This window comes from Cyanobium sp. ATX 6A2 (genome assembly GCF_024346355.1).
Lineage (GTDB): Bacteria > Cyanobacteriota > Cyanobacteriia > PCC-6307 > Cyanobiaceae > NIES-981.
Genome location: NZ_JAGQCU010000009.1, coordinates 1 through 19,382 on the forward strand (window position 1 = coordinate 1; position 19,382 = coordinate 19,382).

27 protein-coding genes are annotated in these 19,382 nt (G+C 69.2%); 18 read left to right on the top strand and 9 right to left on the bottom strand.

The features are described 5' to 3' along the window. The first annotated feature begins 111 nt into the window (after positions 1 to 111). The 4 genes from KBY96_RS09395 (at position 112) to KBY96_RS09410 (ending at position 1,333) form a co-directional block, all read left to right on the top strand. On the top strand, positions 112 to 291 hold the full coding sequence (locus KBY96_RS09395) for a hypothetical protein (protein WP_254979110.1): 180 nt from the start codon (positions 112 to 114) through the stop codon (positions 289 to 291). Then, positions 288 to 497, top strand: a complete 210-nt coding sequence (locus KBY96_RS09400; RefSeq protein WP_254979111.1) for a hypothetical protein — start codon at positions 288 to 290, stop codon at positions 495 to 497. The genes KBY96_RS09395 and KBY96_RS09400 overlap by 4 nt, the downstream gene beginning before the upstream one ends. A 120-nt stretch (positions 498 to 617) precedes the next feature. Beyond that, positions 618 to 908, top strand: coding sequence for a hypothetical protein (locus tag KBY96_RS09405; protein ID WP_254979112.1), 291 nt, complete (start codon positions 618 to 620; stop codon positions 906 to 908). Beyond that, a complete protein-coding gene (locus tag KBY96_RS09410; RefSeq protein WP_254979113.1) occupies positions 905 to 1,333 on the top strand; it encodes a PIN domain-containing protein in 429 nt (142 codons plus the stop codon). The genes KBY96_RS09405 and KBY96_RS09410 overlap by 4 nt, the downstream gene beginning before the upstream one ends. A gap of 12 nt (positions 1,334 to 1,345) precedes the next feature. Here the strand turns inward: KBY96_RS09410 and KBY96_RS09415 are convergent, their stop codons facing one another. Both KBY96_RS09415 and KBY96_RS09420 read right to left on the bottom strand, forming a co-directional pair. Beyond that, positions 1,346 to 1,615, bottom strand: coding sequence for a Txe/YoeB family addiction module toxin (locus KBY96_RS09415; RefSeq protein WP_254979114.1), 270 nt, complete (start codon positions 1,613 to 1,615; stop codon positions 1,346 to 1,348). Beyond that, positions 1,602 to 1,871 carry a type II toxin-antitoxin system Phd/YefM family antitoxin gene (locus KBY96_RS09420; RefSeq protein ID WP_396122310.1) on the bottom strand — a complete coding sequence of 90 codons (270 nt, stop codon included), beginning with the start codon at positions 1,869 to 1,871 and terminating at the stop codon, positions 1,602 to 1,604. The genes KBY96_RS09415 and KBY96_RS09420 overlap by 14 nt, the downstream gene beginning before the upstream one ends. A gap of 57 nt (positions 1,872 to 1,928) precedes the next feature. On the opposite strand from KBY96_RS09420, the gene KBY96_RS09425 reads away from it, so the two are divergent. The 4 genes from KBY96_RS09425 to KBY96_RS09440 all read left to right on the top strand — a co-directional run bounded on the left by KBY96_RS09425 (position 1,929) and on the right by KBY96_RS09440 (position 3,844). Continuing rightward, a complete protein-coding gene (locus KBY96_RS09425; protein WP_254979116.1) occupies positions 1,929 to 2,615 on the top strand; it encodes a DUF429 domain-containing protein in 687 nt (228 codons plus the stop codon). A 254-nt stretch (positions 2,616 to 2,869) separates the two neighbouring features. Beyond that, positions 2,870 to 3,253 (top strand): nucleotidyltransferase domain-containing protein, encoded by a 384-nt coding sequence (locus tag KBY96_RS09430; RefSeq protein ID WP_254979117.1) that lies wholly within the window; start codon positions 2,870 to 2,872, stop codon positions 3,251 to 3,253. Beyond that, a complete protein-coding gene (locus KBY96_RS09435) occupies positions 3,240 to 3,623 on the top strand; it encodes a HEPN domain-containing protein (protein ID WP_254979118.1) in 384 nt (127 codons plus the stop codon). The genes KBY96_RS09430 and KBY96_RS09435 overlap by 14 nt, the downstream gene beginning before the upstream one ends. Continuing rightward, positions 3,620 to 3,844, top strand: coding sequence for a hypothetical protein (locus KBY96_RS09440; protein WP_254979119.1), 225 nt, complete (start codon positions 3,620 to 3,622; stop codon positions 3,842 to 3,844). The genes KBY96_RS09435 and KBY96_RS09440 overlap by 4 nt, the downstream gene beginning before the upstream one ends. On the opposite strand, the gene KBY96_RS09445 is transcribed toward KBY96_RS09440, so the two are convergent. Further along, on the bottom strand, positions 3,820 to 4,335 hold the full coding sequence (locus KBY96_RS09445) for a YkvA family protein (RefSeq protein ID WP_396122311.1): 516 nt from the start codon (positions 4,333 to 4,335) through the stop codon (positions 3,820 to 3,822). The genes KBY96_RS09440 and KBY96_RS09445 overlap by 25 nt on opposite strands. 318 nt (positions 4,336 to 4,653) lie before the next feature. Between KBY96_RS09445 and KBY96_RS09450 the strand changes: the two genes are divergently transcribed. Continuing rightward, entirely contained in the window at positions 4,654 to 5,028 is a 375-nt protein-coding gene (locus tag KBY96_RS09450; protein WP_254979120.1) for a VOC family protein, read from the top strand. An 83-nt stretch (positions 5,029 to 5,111) separates the two neighbouring features. Further along, positions 5,112 to 5,837, top strand: a complete 726-nt coding sequence (locus KBY96_RS09455; RefSeq protein WP_254979121.1) for an MBL fold metallo-hydrolase — start codon at positions 5,112 to 5,114, stop codon at positions 5,835 to 5,837. Between the two features lie 44 nt (positions 5,838 to 5,881). Here the strand turns inward: KBY96_RS09455 and KBY96_RS09460 are convergent, their stop codons facing one another. From KBY96_RS09460 to hemL, 3 genes are all read right to left on the bottom strand, one after another. Next, positions 5,882 to 6,085: a Nif11-like leader peptide family natural product precursor gene (locus KBY96_RS09460; RefSeq protein ID WP_254979122.1), complete on the bottom strand. Its 204-nt coding sequence runs from the start codon at positions 6,083 to 6,085 to the stop codon at positions 5,882 to 5,884. A gap of 120 nt (positions 6,086 to 6,205) precedes the next feature. Further along, positions 6,206 to 7,489, bottom strand: a complete 1,284-nt coding sequence (locus KBY96_RS09465) for an NRAMP family divalent metal transporter (RefSeq protein WP_254979123.1) — start codon at positions 7,487 to 7,489, stop codon at positions 6,206 to 6,208. A gap of 17 nt (positions 7,490 to 7,506) precedes the next feature. Then, positions 7,507 to 8,793: a glutamate-1-semialdehyde 2,1-aminomutase gene (hemL, locus tag KBY96_RS09470; RefSeq protein ID WP_254979124.1), complete on the bottom strand. Its 1,287-nt coding sequence runs from the start codon at positions 8,791 to 8,793 to the stop codon at positions 7,507 to 7,509. Between the two features lie 133 nt (positions 8,794 to 8,926). Between hemL and KBY96_RS09475 the strand changes: the two genes are divergently transcribed. After that, positions 8,927 to 10,411 (top strand): FAD-linked oxidase C-terminal domain-containing protein, encoded by a 1,485-nt coding sequence (locus KBY96_RS09475; protein WP_254979125.1) that lies wholly within the window; start codon positions 8,927 to 8,929, stop codon positions 10,409 to 10,411. A 56-nt stretch (positions 10,412 to 10,467) separates the two neighbouring features. On the opposite strand, the gene KBY96_RS09480 is transcribed toward KBY96_RS09475, so the two are convergent. Together KBY96_RS09480 and xth are read right to left on the bottom strand one after the other, a co-directional pair. After that, on the bottom strand, positions 10,468 to 12,162 hold the full coding sequence (locus KBY96_RS09480; protein ID WP_254979126.1) for an alpha/beta hydrolase: 1,695 nt from the start codon (positions 12,160 to 12,162) through the stop codon (positions 10,468 to 10,470). 142 nt (positions 12,163 to 12,304) lie between these two features. After that, a complete protein-coding gene (xth, locus tag KBY96_RS09485) occupies positions 12,305 to 13,123 on the bottom strand; it encodes an exodeoxyribonuclease III (protein WP_254979127.1) in 819 nt (272 codons plus the stop codon). 53 nt (positions 13,124 to 13,176) lie between these two features. Here xth and KBY96_RS09490 point away from each other — a divergent pair, with 53 nt between their 5' ends. Next, entirely contained in the window at positions 13,177 to 13,542 is a 366-nt protein-coding gene (locus KBY96_RS09490) for a hypothetical protein (protein ID WP_254979128.1), read from the top strand. On the opposite strand, the gene KBY96_RS09495 is transcribed toward KBY96_RS09490, so the two are convergent. Further along, positions 13,478 to 14,332: a tetratricopeptide repeat protein gene (locus KBY96_RS09495; RefSeq protein ID WP_254979129.1), complete on the bottom strand. Its 855-nt coding sequence runs from the start codon at positions 14,330 to 14,332 to the stop codon at positions 13,478 to 13,480. The genes KBY96_RS09490 and KBY96_RS09495 overlap by 65 nt on opposite strands. 67 nt (positions 14,333 to 14,399) lie before the next feature. Between KBY96_RS09495 and KBY96_RS09500 the strand changes: the two genes are divergently transcribed. The 6 genes from KBY96_RS09500 to KBY96_RS09525 all read left to right on the top strand — a co-directional run bounded on the left by KBY96_RS09500 (position 14,400) and on the right by KBY96_RS09525 (position 19,374). After that, on the top strand, positions 14,400 to 15,245 hold the full coding sequence (locus KBY96_RS09500) for a hypothetical protein (protein WP_254979130.1): 846 nt from the start codon (positions 14,400 to 14,402) through the stop codon (positions 15,243 to 15,245). A 2-nt stretch (positions 15,246 to 15,247) separates the two neighbouring features. Continuing rightward, entirely contained in the window at positions 15,248 to 15,973 is a 726-nt protein-coding gene (locus KBY96_RS09505; protein ID WP_254979131.1) for a DUF554 family protein, read from the top strand. Beyond that, positions 15,970 to 16,614, top strand: coding sequence for a hypothetical protein (locus KBY96_RS09510; protein ID WP_254979132.1), 645 nt, complete (start codon positions 15,970 to 15,972; stop codon positions 16,612 to 16,614). Before KBY96_RS09505 ends, KBY96_RS09510 begins: the two co-directional genes overlap by 4 nt. Position 16,615: 1 nt before the next feature. Continuing rightward, entirely contained in the window at positions 16,616 to 17,851 is a 1,236-nt protein-coding gene (larC, locus tag KBY96_RS09515) for a nickel pincer cofactor biosynthesis protein LarC (protein ID WP_315859488.1), read from the top strand. A gap of 68 nt (positions 17,852 to 17,919) precedes the next feature. Continuing rightward, entirely contained in the window at positions 17,920 to 18,855 is a 936-nt protein-coding gene (locus KBY96_RS09520) for a lysylphosphatidylglycerol synthase domain-containing protein (RefSeq protein WP_254979238.1), read from the top strand. Positions 18,856 to 18,897: 42 nt separating this feature from the next. Further along, the gene (locus KBY96_RS09525) at positions 18,898 to 19,374 is read left to right on the top strand and encodes a Fur family transcriptional regulator (RefSeq protein ID WP_254979133.1); all 477 of its coding nucleotides are present in this window, start codon (positions 18,898 to 18,900) and stop codon (positions 19,372 to 19,374) included. The last annotated feature ends 8 nt before the right edge of the window (positions 19,375 to 19,382 follow it).

Consider the following 19,382-nt stretch of genomic DNA (forward strand, 5'->3'; position numbering starts at 1 on the left):
CTCCGAACAGGGTCACAGACCGGCCCACCCATTGCCACAGCTGAGATCTGAGGGAGGCGAGCCGTCAGCCCCGGCGTAGCCGGGGCTGATCCTCCCGAGTTACACCACTCCATGGGACGCCGCTCGGTGTTGATCACCCGGCACGGCAAACCCGTGGCCCGCCTGACGCCACCTTCTGTGGGAGTTGTAGCGGACTCGCATCCCTGGGAGCGCTTGCGCGGATCCGGTGTGCTGCACGCCGAACCCGAAGACTCCATGCTGGAAGCCCAGGCCTTTGATGCCCTGCGGTGAGCCAGGCGGCGGCCCCTGGAGTCGTTCAGACGGTGCCGATCGATGTCGACGTCGTCATCGCCCTGGACCGGTTGCCCGATGCCTTTCATGGTGATCCAGCCGATCGGCTGATCGTGGCCACAGGATCCGCAGCAGTGCCTTACTTCCGATCTGGAACGGTTCCGGCTGACACCGAAGGACCGAACCGCTGCGGGCATCACGGCTGACGGTCCTCCTGCGGCTCCCAGGGGTTGGCCACGCTGCTGGAGCAGGTGGGTGTTGCGCGCCGGGATGTGCGCCAGCGCCAATCCTCGTAATATGAACGTAATACGTGCAGGAGGGGCGCCATGCGGACCATTTCAGTGCGCCTCGATGACGGCAGCGAGGCCAGGCTCAACAACCTCTGCCAGAACCTCGGCCTCAGCCAGAGTGAGGTCGTCAAGGCCGGGCTTGCCCTGCTGCAGCAGCAATCCACAAGCCCGGCAGCTCTTGCGGAACGCCTCGGGCTGGTGGGTAGCTTTTCCAGCGCCACACCGGACAACGGCACCACCAGCCGGGGCAGGGACCATGCCTCCCTGCTCCGTCAGAAGCTGAGTGATCAGCACAAGCGGGAACGGCAGGCCGGACCGCAGTCGTGAGCCGTTCCCTGTTTCGCGGTGCCACCTTGCTGGACACCGGCCCGCTGGTTGCCTGGTTCGACAGCAGTGATCAGGACCATGGGGCCTGTGCTGGGTTCTTTCAACGGCATCAGGGGGCTTTTGTGTCCACCTGGCCGGTGTTGACCGAGGTCTGCCATCTGATTCCTGCGGATCTGGCACCGCGGTTCCTGTCCTGGGTATCGCTTGGTGGTCTGAACCTTGCGGAGCTCGATGGATCCGCCCTGGAATGGATGGCCACCTGGATGCGCCAGTACGGCGATTTGCCGATGGATCTGGCGGATGCTTCCCTGCTCTGGGTGGCCCAGGAGCATGGGATCCGCCGTGTCGCGACCCTCGATCGACGCGACTTCGGGATCTATCGACTGCCCGGTGGCGAGGCCCTGGAAAACCTCCTGGATCCCTGAGATGGGTTGTGATCACCGGTCGTGAACCCTGCAGGCCAGGATCACCAGCAGCCCGTCATCCAGCCGGTAAACCAGGCGGTGCTCCTCATCGATGCGGCGCGACCAGCAGCCGGCCAGGTTTTCCCTCAGGGGCTCGGGTTTGCCGATGCCATCGAAGGGATCGCGCAGGCAGTCCTGGATCAACTGGTTGATGCGCCGCAGCTGTTTGCGGTCCTGGCTCTGCCAGTGGACGTAGTCCTCCCAGGCGGCTGCCGTCCAGGCCAGCCGCTCAATCTTCGGCATCGGCCAGATCTGGATCGAGCAGCCCATGGGAGAGAAGCTCCCCACGCCCGGCCTGCTCCAGCGACTGCTGCAGATGGGCCGCGTTGGCCGGGGAACGCAGCAGGTGCACCGTTTCCATCAGGCTGTTGTAGGTGTCGAGCGACATCACCACCGCCCCCTTGGCGTGCCGCCGGGTGATCAGGGTCACGTCCGCATCGGCCTCCACCCGATCCAGCACGGCCTTGAAGCTCTCCCGGGCCTCCGAAAAGCTCACCACCTACATGGAGTTGTCCAATAACCTGTACACCAGGCTAGCTGGGATAGAGAGCTTGCCTTGGCTGCCCCAACTGTGATCGGTATCGACGTGGGCGGCTCCCGCAAGGGCTTCCATGCCGTGGCGCTCAGCGCTGGCGCCTGGGCCGGGCAGCTGGCCACATCCGACGTCCAGGAGCTGGCCCACTGGTGCCACAGCGTGATCGGCGCCCAGCTGATCGCCGTCGATGCGCCCTGCCGCTGGAGCGGGGATGGCCGGGCCCGGCCCTGCGAACGCGAGCTCAATGCCGCCGGCATCCGCTGCTTTGCCTCCCCCTGCCGCACGGCGGCCGTCAGCCATCCCAGCAACTACTACGGCTGGATGCTGCAGGGCGAAGCGCTCTACCGGGAGCTGGAGGCCAGCCATCCGCTGCTCTCTGGCCTGCCGTCGCCTGGCCTGCCGCCCAGCGCTCCGGCCTGCTTTGAAACCTTCCCCCACGCCATCACCTGGCAGCTGCGCGGCGGCAACGCCGCTGCTCGCCAGAAGCGGCTGCAGCGCCGGGCCCTGCTGGAGCAGGCCGGCATCGACACCGCACCGCTCACCAGCATCGACTGGATCGATGCCGCCCTCTGCGCCCAAGCCGCCCACCACCTGGCCAGCGGCCGCCCCTGCCGGGCCTACGGCGAGCCGGCATCGGGGCTGATCGTGGTGCCGGAGCTCCAGCACTGGAGTGAGGAGGTGCCCGACTGGAGCGACTGGACGGCGTGAGCTGGTGCCGGCCAGGGGCGTGGGCTCGTTGTTTCCTGCATTGGAGGGCCGACTATTTCTGCATTGGACCTGGGATATGCCAAGCCCGGGCTGCCTTGGGAATGCTTGGCTGCCTAATGGTCGTCCCTGCCATCGCCCCGCCTCCGACATCGATCTCTCCGCGCTCAGCGCGATTCGCGATCCCGCCCTGCTGGCTCACATCGAGCGTGCCGGCGTGGAGCTGGTTCGCCGGCCGGACGCGCCAGACTGATCCCATGGCCGCTTCGTCTCGCCCCTCCAGCTATCACTACGTGGTGGATGAGGCGCTGCTGCGCACCATCGCGGCCGAGATCCAGGCGGCGATTCCCGGCGCCGAGGTGCGCCTGTTCGGCTCCCGCGCCCGCGGCACCGCCCGGCCCGATTCCGATCTCGATCTGCTGGTCACCGTGCCCGACGCCTGGCTGGCCGCGCACTCGCGGTTTGAGGAAACCGATGCCCTGGGTTGGAAGCTGGCCCATCACCGCCTGCCGATTGAGTTGTTGCTCTTCTCTGCCAGTGAGGTGGAGGAGCGGCGGCATGGGCGGATCAATGTGATCGCCGAGGCCTTCCGCTATGGCCGGCGGCTGGAGCCAGCGGAGCCTGTGCATGGCGCCGGCTGAGACGCCCACCGCTTTTCTGCGCATTGCGCGGCGCGACCTCTCTCCGGTCATGGCCATGGTCAATCCCTCCGTCTTCGATGAAGCCGTCTGGGAGTTTTATCTGCAGCAAGTCACAGAAAAAGCGCTCAAAGCCTGGTTGCTGGTGCTGGTGTCAGAACAGCCCCCTTTCAGTCACAATCTCCGGCTGCTGTTCCAGATGCTGCGGGATCAAGGAGCCGCCATCGACCCCTACATCGGGCTCAGCCGCTTCACCCTGTTCGCTGTGCTGCGCCGCTACGACGAGGAACCGGAGCAGGTCAACCTCGATCGCGCCACCTGGAACCAGATCTGCGCCGATCTCCTCGAGCACGTGGCCTCGCTGCTGCCATGAACGAGGCCGAAACCCGCGCCGAGCTGATCGATCCGCTGCTCGCCGCCGCCGGCTGGGGCGTGGTGGAGGGCCTCAGCGGTGGTGGGCTGGAGCAGTTGCTGAAGGCCTGCCTGCTTGCCGCCAGCCCGGGGATTGAGAATGTGGGGCGTTTCGCCTCGGGACGATCGACACCCTCAACGAGGGAGGTCGCTGCTGATCAGCGCTCCTGCGGGAACCACTGATTCAGCCTGTGCTCGGCCCGCTCGCGGATCTGTGGCGACACGTAGCGGGTGCACAGCCCGAGCAGGGCCGTGATCGCCATCAGATCGTCGGAGAAGCCCGCCACCGGGATGAAATCCGGGATCAGATCGAGTGGAACCAGCAGATAGGTCAGCGCCGCGAGCATCGTGAGGCGTGCCTTGTGCGGTGTCTGGCTGTCGATCGCCATCTCGAAGCATTGGATGGCCGGACGGGCGAGGGTGCGCCCGGCGCGCCGCAGCAGCCGCTTCAGCAGGCCTTCGTTGATGGCAACGAAATCGCGGCCAGGAGCCGCGACGAGTTCAGTGTTGGCGGCGGACATGGGGTGGCCTCGTGAGGCATCGACGCCGTGATTCTCAAAGCGCGCACCCTGCCGGCGCCAGGGACGGAATACCACACGGTTCAGGGGGTAAACCGGCCGTCGCTGCTGCTGAGGCAACGGAATGCAGTCCTTGAAGGCGACCTCGTCGTGCATGAGGTCGCAGTGAAGGATGATGCGGATTGGCTTCGACCACGGCCAGGGTTCTGCGGTTGTTCCGCTCGGTGAACACCAACGACCAACTCAAGACCGGGTCTGCGCCGTTTCGACCTGGTCATCGGGCCCTGTGGCCATGGCGTCCAGACGCTTGAGATCACGCCGATGCCACCGGTCCTGAGGTCGTTCGCCGCAATGGGCCGGGTTGCATTCATGACGACACGACCCATCACACGGCGAATCGCACGGTTGAGGGTGCGGTCCTGCCCTCCCTGGAAACCGCGCCTACGGTGGCACCATCACCGGCCCGGCCCCGCCATGATCCGAAACCCCGTCAACTGGTTCGAGATCGCCGTCTCCGATATCGAGCGGGCCAAGCGGTTCTATGAGGCCGTGTTCGCGCTCACCCTCACCAACATGCCCACCCCCGAGGGTGGTGATTACTGGACCTTTCCCATGAGCGACACCCTCATGGGAGCCGGCGGCGCCCTCACCACCATGGAGGGCATGCAACCCGGCCCCGGTGGCACCCTGATCTACTTCGCCTGCGACGACTGCGCTGTGGAACAGGCCCGCGTGGAGCCCGCCGGCGGCAAGGTGCTGCAGCCGAAGATGACGATCGGCGAGTATGGCTTCATCGCCGTCTGCATGGACACCGAAGGCAACCCCATCGGCCTGTATTCACAGAGCTGACCAGTGGCGTCACGCACGCCTCATGCCGCCTTCCCTGAGCTCCGCCCCAGGCCCCAAGCCCTGGGCGGCACTGCACCCACCCCATGACGACCATCACCGAGATCGCTCCCGACCTGTTTCGCCTGTCGATTTATGTGCCGGAGCTGGATCTGCAATTCAATCACTTCCTTGTGCGAGATGAGCAACCGTTGTTGTTTCATGCAGGCCTCAAGGGGATGTTTCCCAGCCTGAGCGAGGCGGTCGCCGCGCTCATCGACCCTGCCACGCTTCGCTATGTGGCCTGGAGTCACTTTGAGTCGGATGAAATCGGTGGTCTCAACCACTGGCTTGAGCTGGCGCCGGACGCTGAGCCTGTCTGCACCTTCGTCGGCAAGGTTGTGAGTGCTGACGACTTTGCCATCAGGCCCGCGCGGGGTATGGGCCCAGACGACCTCCTGGTCACGGGTCAATACCGTTTTCGGTTCTATCGCTCTCCGCATCTGCCGCATGGCTGGGATGCGGGCCTGTTGTTCGAGGAAACCCAGCGAACCTTGTTCTGTTCAGACCTCTTCCATCATTTCGGAGCTGCAGCCCCTGTCACATCCAGTGATCTGGTGGGCCCGTCTCTCGAGGCGATGCGGCAGATGCAGCAGGGTCCTCTCTCCTGTTATCTGCCGTATACCCGCCAGACCGATCGCCTGCTGGCTTCATTCTCTGAACTGGATCCCAGAACACTGGCTGTGATGCATGGATCGTCGTTTGCTGGTGACGGTCGACGCCAGCTGCACGATCTGGCGCTGGCCGTGAAGGAGGTCTTTGACGCGGCTTGACGAACCCCGCGAACCGCCCGGCCTCACGCTCCGGGAGCTGGGGGTCAGTCCTGCTCCTCGTCGTGGATCCTGCTCATCCGCCAGCTCTCCCAGGCCTCGAGGGCGTTGTTGAATTCCTCGAGCGTGATGCTGAATCCCGCCTCGGCCGCGATGGCCACCGGGTCTGCCCCAGGGGCCTTGAGACGGGCCTCCAGTGCGGGATCGTTGTAGGCCGCTTTCATGAGGCCTTGGAGGCCAGAGGCAGGCATGGCGTGAGGTTGCTGGCTCAGGCCTGTTTAGCTCCATTGGGGCTGCCTTGTCAGTGCCCTGTGCCCGGCCATGTGGGCTGCGACACCTTGTTCAGCTGTTTCGGGCCACCGGGCCATCGCTCACCCCCCGCGCAGGCTGAGCGCAAACAGCAGCACAAACACGCTCAGCAGCACCAGGCCCAGCCGTGCCACCGCCAGCAGGCCGGGGCCCAGCCGGTCGGCCGGAGCCACCTGGCGGCCCTGGATCACCCGCAGGTTCATCCAGGCCAGCACCGGTGTCGTCACGAACGACACCACCATCGCCAGCTGCACCAGGGCGCCCATCGAGCCGGGCCAGAGGCCGAGCACGGCGCCCGCCAGGGCGAAGTGCAGCGCCATCCAGAGCTGGTGGTTGCGGCGGTCGTGCACCGCCGGGCCCGAAAAGCCCCGCAGCAGCCGCACCCCCGCCGAGGCCGCCCGCGGGTAGCCATCCAGGCAGGTGAGGCTGGTGCTCAACATCGTGGTGAAGGCGGCCGCGGCGATCAGCGGCTTGGCCCAGCTGCTCAGGCTGGCGGTGTAGAGGCCGATCAGCTGCTGCGCGAAGGCGCCGCCGGCGGCGGAGAAGCTGTCGCCGGTGCCGTGCATCACCCAGGCGCCCAGCAGCAGAAACAGCACCGCCATCAGCACCGTGACGCCGTAGCCCAGGTTGAAGTCGGCCTCCACCTCGGCGCGGCTGCCGCGGTGGCCGGAATCCTCCTGGCGGGCGTAGATCCACAGCGATGACCAGGCCGCCAGATCCAGCGGGCAGGGCATCCAACCCATCAACGCCACCAGGAACGGCAGCGCCGCCAGGGTCCAGGGGCTGGGGGTGAAGAAGGCCGGGGCCGCGGCCACCGGCCCCTGCCAGAGGATTGCGCCTGTGGCCGCCACCGTGCTCAGCACCAGCAGCGCCACGATCAGCTTGCTGAAGCGGTCGAGGGTCCGGTAGTGGCCGAGCAGCAGCAGCAGCAGGCAGAGGCTCAGCAGCCCCAGGGCCAGCTGGTTCGGCGGCCCCGGCAGAAACACGGTGGCCAGGCCGCCGGCCACGGCGGTGACCGCGGCGATGTTGGCCACTCCTGTGGCGAAGGTGATCAGCAGATACACCGGCAGATACCAGCCCCGCTGGCGCTGGTAGCCCTCCAGCAGGCTCAGGCCGGTGACCGCGGTGAAGCGGCTGCCCACCAGCAGGAACGGGTACTTGAACAGGTTGGCCAGCAGCACCAGGGCCAGCAGGCCCAGGCCATAGCGGGCGCCGGCCTGGGTGGAGGCCACCAGGTGGGAGCCGCCGATGGCGGCGCCGGCCAGCAGGATGCCCGGGCCCAGGGCCTGGGTCAGGCCCCGGCGCGTCAGCGGCCTGGCCGGTTCAGCCCTGGCCGCTGGTGACACAGGCGTTCAGGCCCCGTTCAGGCCACCGCCGCGAAGCTCTCGCGGAAGGCGGCGATGGTGGCGTCGATGTCCTGGTCGGAATGGGCCAGGGAGGTGAACCCGGCCTCGAAGGCACTGGGAGCGAGGTACACACCGCGCTCGAGCATGGCGCGGTGCAGCTTGCCGAAGCGGGCCGCGTCGGCGGCCTTGGCCTCCTCGAAGTTGTGCACCGGACCCTCGCAGAGGAAGAAGCCGAACATGGCGCTGATCGAGCCACCGCAGATCGGCAGCCCGGCCCCGCGGGCGGTCTCCAGGATGCCGGCCACGAGGCGCTTGGTGATCGCCTCAAGGCGCTCGTAGGTGCCGGGGCGCTGGAGCAGCTCGAGGGTCTTGATGCCGGCGGTCATGGCGAGCGGGTTGCCGCTCAGGGTGCCGGCCTGATACATCGGCCCGGCCGGCGCCACCATGGCCATGATGTCGGCCCGGCCGCCGTAGGCACCCACTGGCAGGCCGCCGCCGATCACCTTGCCCATGGTGGTGAGGTCGGGGGTCACGCCGAACTTCGCCTGGGCGCCGCCGTAGCTGATGCGGAAGCCGGTCATCACCTCGTCGAACACCAGCAGGGCGCCGTGCTCCTTGGTGACCTCACGGATGCCCTCGAGGAAGCCCGGCACCGGGGTGATGAAACCGGCGTTGCCCACCACCGGCTCGAGGATCACGCCGGCGATCTCACCGGGGTTTTCGGCGAACAGCCGCTTCACCGCCTCCAGGTCGTTGTAGGGCGCGGTGAGGGTGGCGGCGGCGGTGCTGCGCGGCACGCCCGGTGAGTCGGGCAGCCCCAGGGTGGCCACCCCGGAGCCGGCCTTCACCAGGAACATATCGGCGTGGCCGTGGTAGCAGCCCTCGAACTTGATGATCTTCTCCCGTTTGGTGAAGGCGCGCATCAGCCGCAGCACCGACATGCAGGCCTCGGTGCCGCTGTTCACGAAGCGCACCATCTGCACGCTCGGCACCGCCTCGATCACCAGCTCCGCCAGCCGGTTCTCGAGCTCGCAGGGGGCGCCGAAACTGGTACCGCGATCGAGCGCCTCGTGCAGGGCGGAAATCACCTCGGGGTGGGAGTGGCCGCAGATCGCCGGGCCCCAGCTGCCCACGTAATCGATGTAGCGGTTGCCGTCCACGTCCCAGGCGTAGGCGCCCTTCACCCGCTCGAACACGATCGGATTGCCCCCCACCGAGCGGAAGGCCCGCACCGGTGAGCTCACTCCCCCGGGCATCAGCTTCTGGGCGGCGCTGAAGAGCTCCTGGGATCGGGTCGTGTTCAAGGCGTGGGCCGAAACGGGTGCCGAAGTCAAAGGGATTCCGCTGGCGAAGGAAAACCGCTAACCATCCTGACCCAGAACCGACCCGGCCGCCGGCCACAGGAGCAGACTTGATCCACACGCGCATGTGCAGGCCGTGAATCACGACTGGGCGGCCCTGGAGCGCGGCCTGCGCCGGCTGCTGCCCGGCCGGGCGGTGGTGGCGGCCCGTCAGGAGCTGCTCACCTACGACTGCGACGGCCTCACCCTCAACCGCCACCAGCCGCCCCTAGTGGTGCTGCCGGAAACCACTGCGCAGGTGGCCGCTGTGCTGCGGCTCTGCCACGAGCGCGGCGTGCCCTTCGTGGCCCGGGGCAGCGGCACCGGCCTCTCCGGTGGTGCCGTGGCCGAGACCGAGGCCCTGGTGATCGCCACCAGCCGCATGCGCCGGGTGCTGGAGCTCGACCTGGAGAACCGGCGGGTGGTGGTGCAACCGGGGGTGATCAACAGCTGGGTGACCCGGGCCGTGGCCGGCGACGGCTTCTATTACGCCCCCGATCCCTCCAGCCAGGTGGCCTGCAGCATCGGCGGCAACGTGGCCGAGAATTCCGGGGGCGTGCACTGCCTCAAGTACGGCGTCACCAGCAACCATGTGCTGGCCCTGGAGGTGGTGCTGCCCGATGGCACCGTCACCACCCTGGGCAGCGGCCTCGACGAATCCCCCGAACTCGATCTGCGCGGGGCGTTCATCGGCAGTGAAGGCACCCTGGGCATCGCCACCGCCATCACCCTGCGGCTGCTGCGGGCGCCCCAGAGCGTGGCCGTGCTGCTGGCCGACTTCAGCTCCATGGAGGCGGCCGGTGAGGCGGTGCGGCTGGTGACCGCCGCCGGCGTGCTGCCCGCCGGCATGGAAATGATGGACCGGCTCACGATCGAGGCCGTCAACGACTACCTCCGGGGCGTCGAGGGGTTCGAGGAGTACCCCGCCGATGCGGCGGCGGTGCTGCTGATCGAGCTCGACGGCCAGGAGCGGGAGGTGGTGGCCGCCGCCGAGCTGGCTGCCGGGCTCTGCCGCGAGGCCGGCGCCCGGCAGGTGCGCCAGGCCTGGGAGGAGGACGAGCGCGCCCTGCTCTGGAAGGGCCGCAAGTCGGCGATCTCGGCCCTGGGCCGCCGCTTCCCCAGCTACTACCTCCAGGACGGCGTGGTGCCGCGCAGCGCCCTGCCGCGGGTGCTGGCGGCCATCGAGGCGCTCAGCGAGCGCTTCGGCCTGCCGGTGGCCAACGTGTTCCACGCCGGCGACGGCAACCTCCACCCGCTGATCCTCTACCGCGACGGCGAGGCCGGCGTGCGCGAGCGGGTGCAGGAGCTGGGGGCCGAGATCCTGCGTCTGTGCGTGGACGCCGGCGGCAGCATCACCGGCGAGCACGGGGTGGGCAGCGACAAGCGCTGCTACCTCGACTGGATGTACGGCCCCGACGATCTGGCCACGATGCAGCTGCTGCGCAATGCCTTCGATCCGCTGCGCCGCGCCAATCCCGGCAAGATCTTCCCCACCCCGCGCAGCTGCGGCGAGTCCGCCCGGCGGGTGCAGGTGCTGAGGGCCGAGGGGGTGCAGCTGCCCGCTGAGGCGGTGGTGTTCTAGGGACGCCCGACGGCTGCACCGCGGGGTGGTTCATTCGCGATGGCCCCTCGCAGTGGTCACTTCGGATCGGGATAGTCCCTGCGGAATGCATCGATGGCATCCACAAGTTTCGGGGTGGAACGTCCGCTGATCATGAAGAGCTTGAACCTCTCATCTTTGCTCAGATACTCAGCGTAGGACGAGCGAAGATAGGGTTTGTAGCTGTTGTTCTGACGCAGATAGACCTCGAAGAAGGGTAAGGCCACACCCTTCATGTAGTTGCTGATGACGCCCTGGCTGGGCAGGGTGATGTCTGTCATCGATTCGATGGCATCCTTGATGCCGGGGTCGATCTGGGTGAAATTCACGTGGGCCTGACCCTGCACGATCAGCCAGTATTTGTCGGGAGCAGTCAGCCAGGTGAACGACGCGGCTTGCTCCAGTGCCGGCGGCGTTGCCGGGTCGTAGCTGCCCGAGGCCATCACCACAGGCACCTTGATGGTGCTGATCCCCTTCCTGCCGAAGATGCTGCGGTTCACCGGATTGGCCGCGAACACTGCGGCGGTGCGGCTGTCCTGAAGGTTGGTGAGCTGCTCCGGGGGGAGCCTCAGGGCCTGGCACTGGAGCAGAAGTGACACGTTCAGGCCCCCGAACGGGCGCTCACACTCCTTCTTGAGGTAGGCCAGATCCACCGTGGCTCCACCCAGGGCCAGCACGGTGTATCCGCCGAAGGAATGGCCGACCAAAGCAACCCTCGTCAGGTCCAGCTTGCCGCTGAACTGGCCGGCATTGCGGCGCTCAAGCTCGTCGATGACGAAGCTGATGTCCTTGGGGCGATTCGAGAAGTCGTTGATATCGAAGATGTCTTTGTGCAGACCCTTCAGCATCTCCTTGAGCCAGATGGCATCACTGCCTGGGTGTTGCGGTGCAGCCACCACGTAGCCATGGGAGGCCAGCTGCCTCATGGCCTCCGAGAAATCCTCCGGCCTCGATGCCAGGCCATGGGAGAAAACGATCACGGGCAGCTTGCCCTCTGGCGGGTTCCTGGGGCTGTAGACGTCAACGTAGAAGGAGCGGTTGCGCCTGCTGTCCGTCAGGTTCCAGACCTCCTTGGTCACCGCCAGAGTGCCTGGCTTGCGCAGATCCGCCATGGCGGAGAAGTCGGCTGGCGCATCCCCCTTCGCTTCTTCTGCGGTGAGCTGGCTCATCACGGAATCGAGCCGTTCGGTGGCTGCGATCACCCGTTTGGTGGCCTGTTCGGTGGCGAGAACTTTCTCCCCGTGGATCTGAACGTTGGCAGGCAGCTGCTCCAGCACCGACAGCAGGCTGAGGCCATCATCGGAGAACGCCGCATTCACCAGTGCGGCGCGAAGAATGCTCATCCCGTTGCCGCCGCGGAGCATGGTGATGGCTTTGCCCAGCCGCTCGAGGGTGTCTTCGCCGATATCGCTGTTGAAGAATCGCGAGACGACCAGGGGGTCGACGTCTGCCTTTTCCGTCAGGGCTTTGCGCAGACGTGGGTAGTCCTCTGGTTTGACGAGAGCCAGAAAGAAGGCCAGATCCTCTTCAACCGTGCCGTCTTCGGCGAATTTCTGCAGGGAGCTGACCTTCAGCGAACGAATCAGCGGTCCATAGGAGAAGGACAGCGTTTCGGAGGCGCGGGCGGGCTGGCCGGCCAGGACGGCCGCACTGCTCAGGACGAGACAGAGCCCCAGCGCCTTGTGGGCCAACTGTCTACCCATTGCCGAAACCTTGTGGAACCGCAGGCGCATTGATGGGCTGATCCGATCACAGGAAACACTACTGATTCACGCCTCATGCACCCTTCTGGATCAGGGGGATTCGTGAGGTTTGAAGCCGGTGCTCTGCCGCGGCGCTCCGGCTGGCCCGCGCGGGCGGGACTCAGCCAAGCTGCTAATCCTCCTCTTCATCGTCGGGAGGCCAGGCCAGGTTCACCGCCACCGGCGCGTGGTCGCTGGGCTGGGGGTTGCCGCGGGTGGCCTTGTGGATCACACAGCCGGTGGCCAGCTCCAGGAGCTCCCGATCGAGATAGATGTGGTCGATGCGCCAGCCCTGGTCGCGGTCCCAGGCGCCGCTGCGGTAGTCCCACCAGCTCCAGTGGCCGCTGGCCGGCTCGAAGGTGCGGAACACGTCGTGCAGGCGCTCCCCCAGCAGCTGCCGCAGGGCCTGGCGCTCCGCTTCGCTGGCCATGATTCCGCCGGTCTGCCGCTGCGGTTCGCTCAGATCGCGGTCCTCCGGGCCGATGTTAAAGTCGCCCAGCATGCACAGCAGATCGCCCTGGCGCTCCTGTACGGCCAGGTAGCGCTCCAGGCAGGCCAGCCACTCCAGCTTGTAGGCGTATTTGTCGCTGGTCACGGCACTGCCGTTGGGCACGTAGAGGTTGAGCACCCGCACCCCCTCGATCAGGGCGCTGATCACCCGCTTCTGCTCGCTCAGTCGGGTGGCCTGCGCATCGGCGGGCAACAGGGCATCGAGTCCGATCTGCACGTCCGCCAGGGGCGGACGGCTCACGATCGCCACGCCGTTGTAGGCCTTCTGCCCACTGATGGCGCAGCTGTAGCCCAGGGCCTCAAAGGCCTCCCTGGGGAACAGGGCGTCGTCCACCTTGGTTTCCTGGAGGCAGAGCACCTCGGGCTGCTCCCGCTCCAGCCAGGCCAGCACCTGGCTCAGGCGCGTGCGCACCGAATTCACGTTCCAGCTGGAGATGCGCATGGCCCCACCCTGAGCGCCCTTAGCATGCAACCCAGCTGAGCTGAGGACTTGCCATGGACGCCATACCCCCACGCTCACCGGCAGAGGACTGCCCAGCTGCACGGCCCTCGGCTCTGCTGCTGGCGGCCCTGGTGCTGGGCCCACTGGCGCTGAGCGAAGCGCGGGCCCAGCAGGCGGGCTTCGGGCAGACGATCAACTCCCCCCAGCAGGAGCGGATGCTCGACGAGGGCAGTGGGGCCGGCCCCGGCAGCAACATTCTCGATGCCACCAATCCGATTGAGCTGATGAACCGCATCCGGCGGGCCACGGCGCTGGACAACGCCACCCCTCCCCGCGACGCCATCGACGCGGCCCTCAGGGATTTTGATGCGGCTCCCCAGCCGGCGACGCCGGGTTCTTCGCTGATTCAGGCTCCCTGAGGGCTTCCAGGCCCCAGGCGGCCGCCAGGCGATCGAGCTGTTCCTGCTGCCTCGGATCGCTCTGGCGGCTGCGGGCTTCGGCCAGGGTTTCCTGGGCCGCCGTGCGCTTTCCCTGGCTGTGTTGCAACAGGGCCCGGGCCAGCAGGGGCCGGGAATCGGCGGGGAAGATGGTGGTCAGCCGGATCAGCTGCGCCTCCGCCGGACCACTCTGGCCCATCTGCTCGAGCACATTGGCCAGCAGCAGGCCGATGGGCAGTGCTTCCGGCCTGAGCTCGGGGGCGATGGCGCGCTGCAGGGCCGCCTCCAGCTGGCTGCGGGCCTCGGCGCCGCGGCCGCTCTCCAGCTGCAGCAGGGCCATCAGCTGCAGCGCCTCCACCTGGTCGGGCCGCTGGCTCAACAGCTGACGCAGCTCCCGCTCGGCGCCCGCCGGGTCGTCCTGATCGCGGCGCAGCTCCGCCAGCAGCAGCCGCAACGACCAGCGCTGGGGGTCTTGATCCGCCAGCCGCTCCAGCAGCGCCGTGGCCTCCGCCTGCCGGTTGAGCGCCACCAGCAGCTCCAGCAGCCGCTGCTGTTCCTCGGCGCTGGCCTCGCCATCCTCCAGGCGGCGGCGCAGGTCGCTCGCCTGGTTCTCCAGGGCCGGCACGGCACCACCCGCGGCGCCCGCGAGCTGGCGCTGGCCCAGCCACCAGCCCGCTCCCAGGCACACGGCGGCCAGGCCGGCGGCGGCCAGGGCCAGCCCCAGGGGCCGGGCAGCCAGGGGCCGGGCAGTTCGTTTGGCGGGGCTGGGCATCGACGCGCAGGCGAGCCAGAGCTGGCGAGTCTGCCTCGGCCCAGGCGGCCGCCATTACATTGGCGGCATGCGCGACCATCCCATCCCGCCGGTCACCGAACCGCAGCAGTACCGGGCCATCGGTGTGGTGCGTGGCGTCTATGTGCCCGCCGATCCCGAGCAGCTCACCCGCGGAGCGATCCACACCGCCGACGGCCAGGAGCTGGAGGCCGTGGTGCTGGGCCGGCTGCTGACGCTGATGCGCCGGCACCTCGACCTGGCCCAGCCCCACCTCTGGGTGGTGTATCCCCGCAGCCGCGAGGAGGGTGGCCTGCACCTGCAGATGGTGGGGATCTGGGAACCCAGCACCCTCGCCGCCGCGGAGCCCCCAGCTGACCCCGCGGAGCCTTCAGCCGCCTCCGCGCAGGGCGAGGCCGCCGAACCCACCAGCGCCGAAATCACCCTCCCCGAACCCACCAGCCCCGAACCCAGCGGCGGTGATGCCCTGCCCGAGGGTGACGACTACTTCTCGGTGCGCGGTGAGCTGGTGTTCACCAAACCGGAAAGTGGCGATCTGGTGGTGAAGGTGCGTCAGCTGCCCCGGGCCGACCAGCGCCCGGCCCCGTTCAAGTTGCAGCTGCGCGGCGAGGTGCCCCTCGCCCACCTGCGCCACTTCGTGTCGCTCGACCTGCGCCGCCAGGGGCAGACCCTCAGCGTGGAGGCAGTGGAGGTGCTCGCCCCGGTGGACAAGCGGGGCAGCCGCGGCGGCAAGGACCGGCCGAGCAAAGACCGGTCCAGCAAAGATCGGCCCAGCAAAGACCGTTCCGGCAAGGAGCGCGGCCCCCGCCGTGACACCCCCAGGGACGGCCATCAGGGCGGGGATCGCCCCCAGCCCCAGGCTGCCCGCTCTGCCGTCGTGCGTCCCGGCCGCTGACCATGGCCCTCTGGGAGGCCACCAGCGGCACCTGGATCAACCTTCTGGCCGTGGCCGCCGGCACCCTGGTGGGTGCCGGCCTGGGCGCGCGCATCAGCCTCGACCTGGCCCAGCAATGGCGGCGCTGGCTGGGGGCGGTGACCCTGCTGCTGGCGGTGCAGATGGTTCAGCCGCTGTGGCAGCAGCGCCTGGGGCCGTTCCCGGCCGTGCTGCCGGCCCTGCTGGCCCTGGTGCTCGGGGTGAGCGCCGGTGAGGGCCTGGCCCTGGAACGCCGGCTGGGGGCCTGGCTGCACCGTTCCGGCACCCCGGCCCCGGGCTCCAGTCCCCACATTCTGGCCGGCAGCTTCGTGCTCTTCTGTCTGGGGCCGATGACCCTGGTGGGCTGCCTGCGCAACGGCGCCCTCGGGGATCCCGACCTGTTGCTGGTGAAGGCAGGCCTCGATGGCATCAGCTCCGCCCTGCTGGCGGCTGGTGTGGGTCTCACCCTGGCCTGGGTGCTGCTGCCCATGGCCGTGCTGCAGTTCAGTCTGTCCGGCCTGGGGATGCAGCTGGCCGGCGGCCTGGGCGACCCCATGGCCGCCCCCGCCGTGGCCTTCACCGCCGCCCTCGGCGGGCTGCTGGTGCTGAGCCTGGCCCTGGAGCTGCTGGAGCTGCCCCATCCCTCCAGCGTCAACGCCCTGCCGACCCTGCTGCTCGGCCCGCTGGTGGGCTGGGGGGTGCAGCCATGACCTCCCCCCTCGCCGCCGGGGTGGCGGTGGCCGTGATCACTCTGCTGGCGGTGGTCGGTCCGCTGCTGGGCCTCTCGACCGCCTGGATCGCCCTGCTGGCCGCCACCGCCCTGGGGGCTCTCACCGTGGATGCGGCCAGCTTCTCCGGCCGCGGCGGTCACCTGCTGGCCGAGGCCCTGCCCGGTGGCGAGGGTCGCCTGCGGCGCATCGCCGTGCACGAGGCCGGCCATGTGCTGGTGGCCGCCGAGCAGGGGCTGCCGGTGCGCCGGGTGCTGGTGGGCAGCCTGGCCTGCCTGCGGGCGGGCCAGGCGGTGGGCGGCAGCACGGAGTTCGACCCCCCGGAGCACGCCAAGCTGCCCCTGGAGGAGCTGCGCCGCTGGAGCCGGGTGCTGCAGGCCGGCATGGCCGCCGAGCAGGTGATCTACGGGGCCAGCGTGGGCGGCGCCGACGACCGGGCGCTGCTCGGCCGGATGTGGGGCCTCTCCGGCCACGATGTGGCCACCGCCCAGCGGGAACAGCGCCGGGCCCGCCGCGAGACCGATCAGCTGCTGCGCCGCCGCCAGCAGGAGCTGGAGGCCGAGGCCGCCCGCCTGCTGGCGGAGGCCCCCCGCCTGGGCCGGGTGAGTTTGCAGGAGGCCTGAGGTGGGCCAGCTGGCTCTGCTCGACTGCCCCACCGGTCTGGCCGGCAACATGCTGCTGGCGGCCCTGCTGGATCTGGGCGTGCCCGAGGCCGTGGTGAGCGAACCCCTGGCCGCCCTGGGGCTGGCCGGGGCCTACGCCCTGGAGATCGAGGAGCGTCGCAGCGGCGGTCTGCGTGGCCTGCACCTGGCGGTGCGGCTGTTGGAGGCCCAGCCGCCGGAGCGCCACTGGAGCTTGCTGCGGCTCCAGCTGCAGCAGGCTCCCCTGCCCGAGCCCCTGCGGCAGCGGGTGCTGGCGGTGTTCGGCCTGCTGGCGGACGCCGAGGCGGCGGTGCATGGGCACAGCCCGGAGCGGGTGCACTTCCACGAGGTGGGTGCGGTGGATGCCCTGGTGGATGTGGTGGGGGTGTGCGCCGCCCTGCTGCATCTGGGGGTGGAGCGGCTGGTGTGCACGCCGCCGCCGGCGGGCCACGGCACGGTGCGCACCGCCCATGGGCTGCTGCCGCTGCCGGCACCGGCGGTGCTGGAGATCGCCCGGCGGCACGGGGTGCCCCTGGCCGCCGCCGACGGCCTGCCGGCCGGAGAGCTCACCACCCCCACCGGCCTGGCCCTGGCGGCCTGCTGGGCGGATCGCTTCGGGCTGCCGCCGGCCCATGTGCCGCGGGCGGTGGGGGTGGGCCTGGGCAGCCGGGAGCTTGATCGCCCCAACCTGCTGCGCCTGGTGCTGGCCGATGGGGTCGCCGCTGCAGCCACCCCAGCTGCCCCAGATCTGGAGCCCCATCTGGAGACGGTGCTGGTGCAGCAGGCCCAGATCGACGACGCCACCCCAGAAGACCTGGCCTTTCTGCTCGACGCCCTGCGCCGGGCCGGCGCCCTGGAGGCCTTCAGCCAGCCGCTCACCATGAAGAAGGGCCGACCGGGCTGGCTGGTGACCGTCCTGGGGCGGCCCGATCCGGCGGCCGCGGCGGTCCTGCGCCGGGTGTGGTGGCAGCACGGCAGCAGCCTGGGCCTGCGCGAGCAGGAGCAGCGGCGCTGGGTGCTGCCCCGCCGCCAGCTGGAGCTCCACACCCCCCTCGGCCCGGTGCGGGTGAAGCAGGCCCGCCGGCCCGATGGACGCTGGAGCGCGAAGCCCGAACATGACGACCTGATCGCCCTGGCCCGCCGCCACGACCTGGCCTTGGAGCAGGTGCGTGTCAGTGTGCTGCAGGAGTTGGACCGCATCTCCCCGCCCACGCCGTGAAGCTCCCCCAACTGCCGCTGCCATCCCCGGGGCCGCACCTGAGCCGCCTGGCGGCCGCCCTGCGCGGCATGGCGCTGCCGGGAGGCGTGTCCCTGTGGATCACCCTGCTCAGCTTCGGCTTCGTGCTGGCCGCCCTGGTGGGCCATGGCCGCCGGATGCTGCAGCTCAGCCTCGATCCCCAGGGCTGGTGGTGGCTGCTGCTGGCGGTGGGGTTCAGCCTGCTCAGCCTGGTGGTCAATGCCCTGGGGCTGGGGGTGGTGCTGCGCTGGCTGCAGCTGCGGCCCCGCTGGGCGCCGTTGGTGACCCTCTACCTCGACACCAACCTGCGCAAGTTTCTGCCCGGCGGTGTGTGGCATCTGGCCGGTCGCCTCGCTCCCCTGCGGGCCGCCGACGGCCCCCTGCGCCAGCCCGCGCCCCTGGCCCTGGCGCTGCTGGCGGTGCTGCTCGATCCCCTGCTGGCGGCCGTGGCGGCCCTGGCCCTGGTGGCGGTGGCGGGCTGGCAGAACGGCCTGGCGCTGGTGTGCCTGCTGCCGCTGGCCCTGCTCTGGCCGCGCTGGCTGGCGCCACTGCTGGAGCGGCTGGAGCGGCGCCAGGCCCGACGCCTGAAGCTCGAACCTGAAGCCCTGACGGCCCCGGGGGAGGGGCTGCGGGAGTCCCTGGCCGGGTATCCCTGGCTGCCACTGCTGGTGCAGCTGGTCTTCGTGCTGCTGCGCTTCGCCGGCTTCGCCTGCTGCGTGCTGGCCTTTGATCTGCACACCTCCCTGGCCTGGAGCAGCTGGCTGGCGGGCTTCGCCCTGGCCTGGACCATCGGCTTGGTGGTGCCTGGGGCGCCGGGGGGTCTGGGGGTATTCGAGGCGGCCCTGCTGCTGCGCCTGGGCGGTGCCATCCCGGAGGCGCCGCTGCTGGCCATCGTCCTCAGCTACCGGCTGGTGGCCACCCTGGCCGATGGGCTGGGCGCCGGCTGCGCCCGCCTCGATGGCTGGCTGGATCGGCGGGCCACCTGATTTGCAATTGTGCCTATTATTGAGAGGCCCCCTCAGCCGACCATGGTTGCTTCCGGTTCGGCCGGCGAGGGTCTGCGCAACAGCCTTCATCACCGCGGCCAGCGCCTCACCCCCCAGCGCCACCGGGTGCTCGATCTGTTCGAGCGCACCGGCGAGGGCACCCACCTGAGCGCCGAGCAGGTGCACCAGCGGCTGCTGCGCGACCGCGCCCGGGTGTCCCTGGCCACCGTGTATCGCACGCTGCGGTTGCTGAGTTCCATGGGGCTGCTGCTGGAACTGGAGCTGCCTGAGGGGGGGCGGCGCTTCGAGCTGGCCAGCGACGCCCACCGCGACCACCACCATCTGGTGTGCATCCGCTGCGGCCGCACGGAGGAGTTTGAGAACCCGGGCGTGCTCGCGGCCGGTCAGGCGGCCGCAGATGGTCGCGGCTTCCGCCTGCTGGAATGTGTGCTCAACGTGCGTGCCGTCTGCCCCCGCTGCGCCGCCGACGAGGCCCTGGAGCTGGAAGGCCCGGCCTGATCCCACCA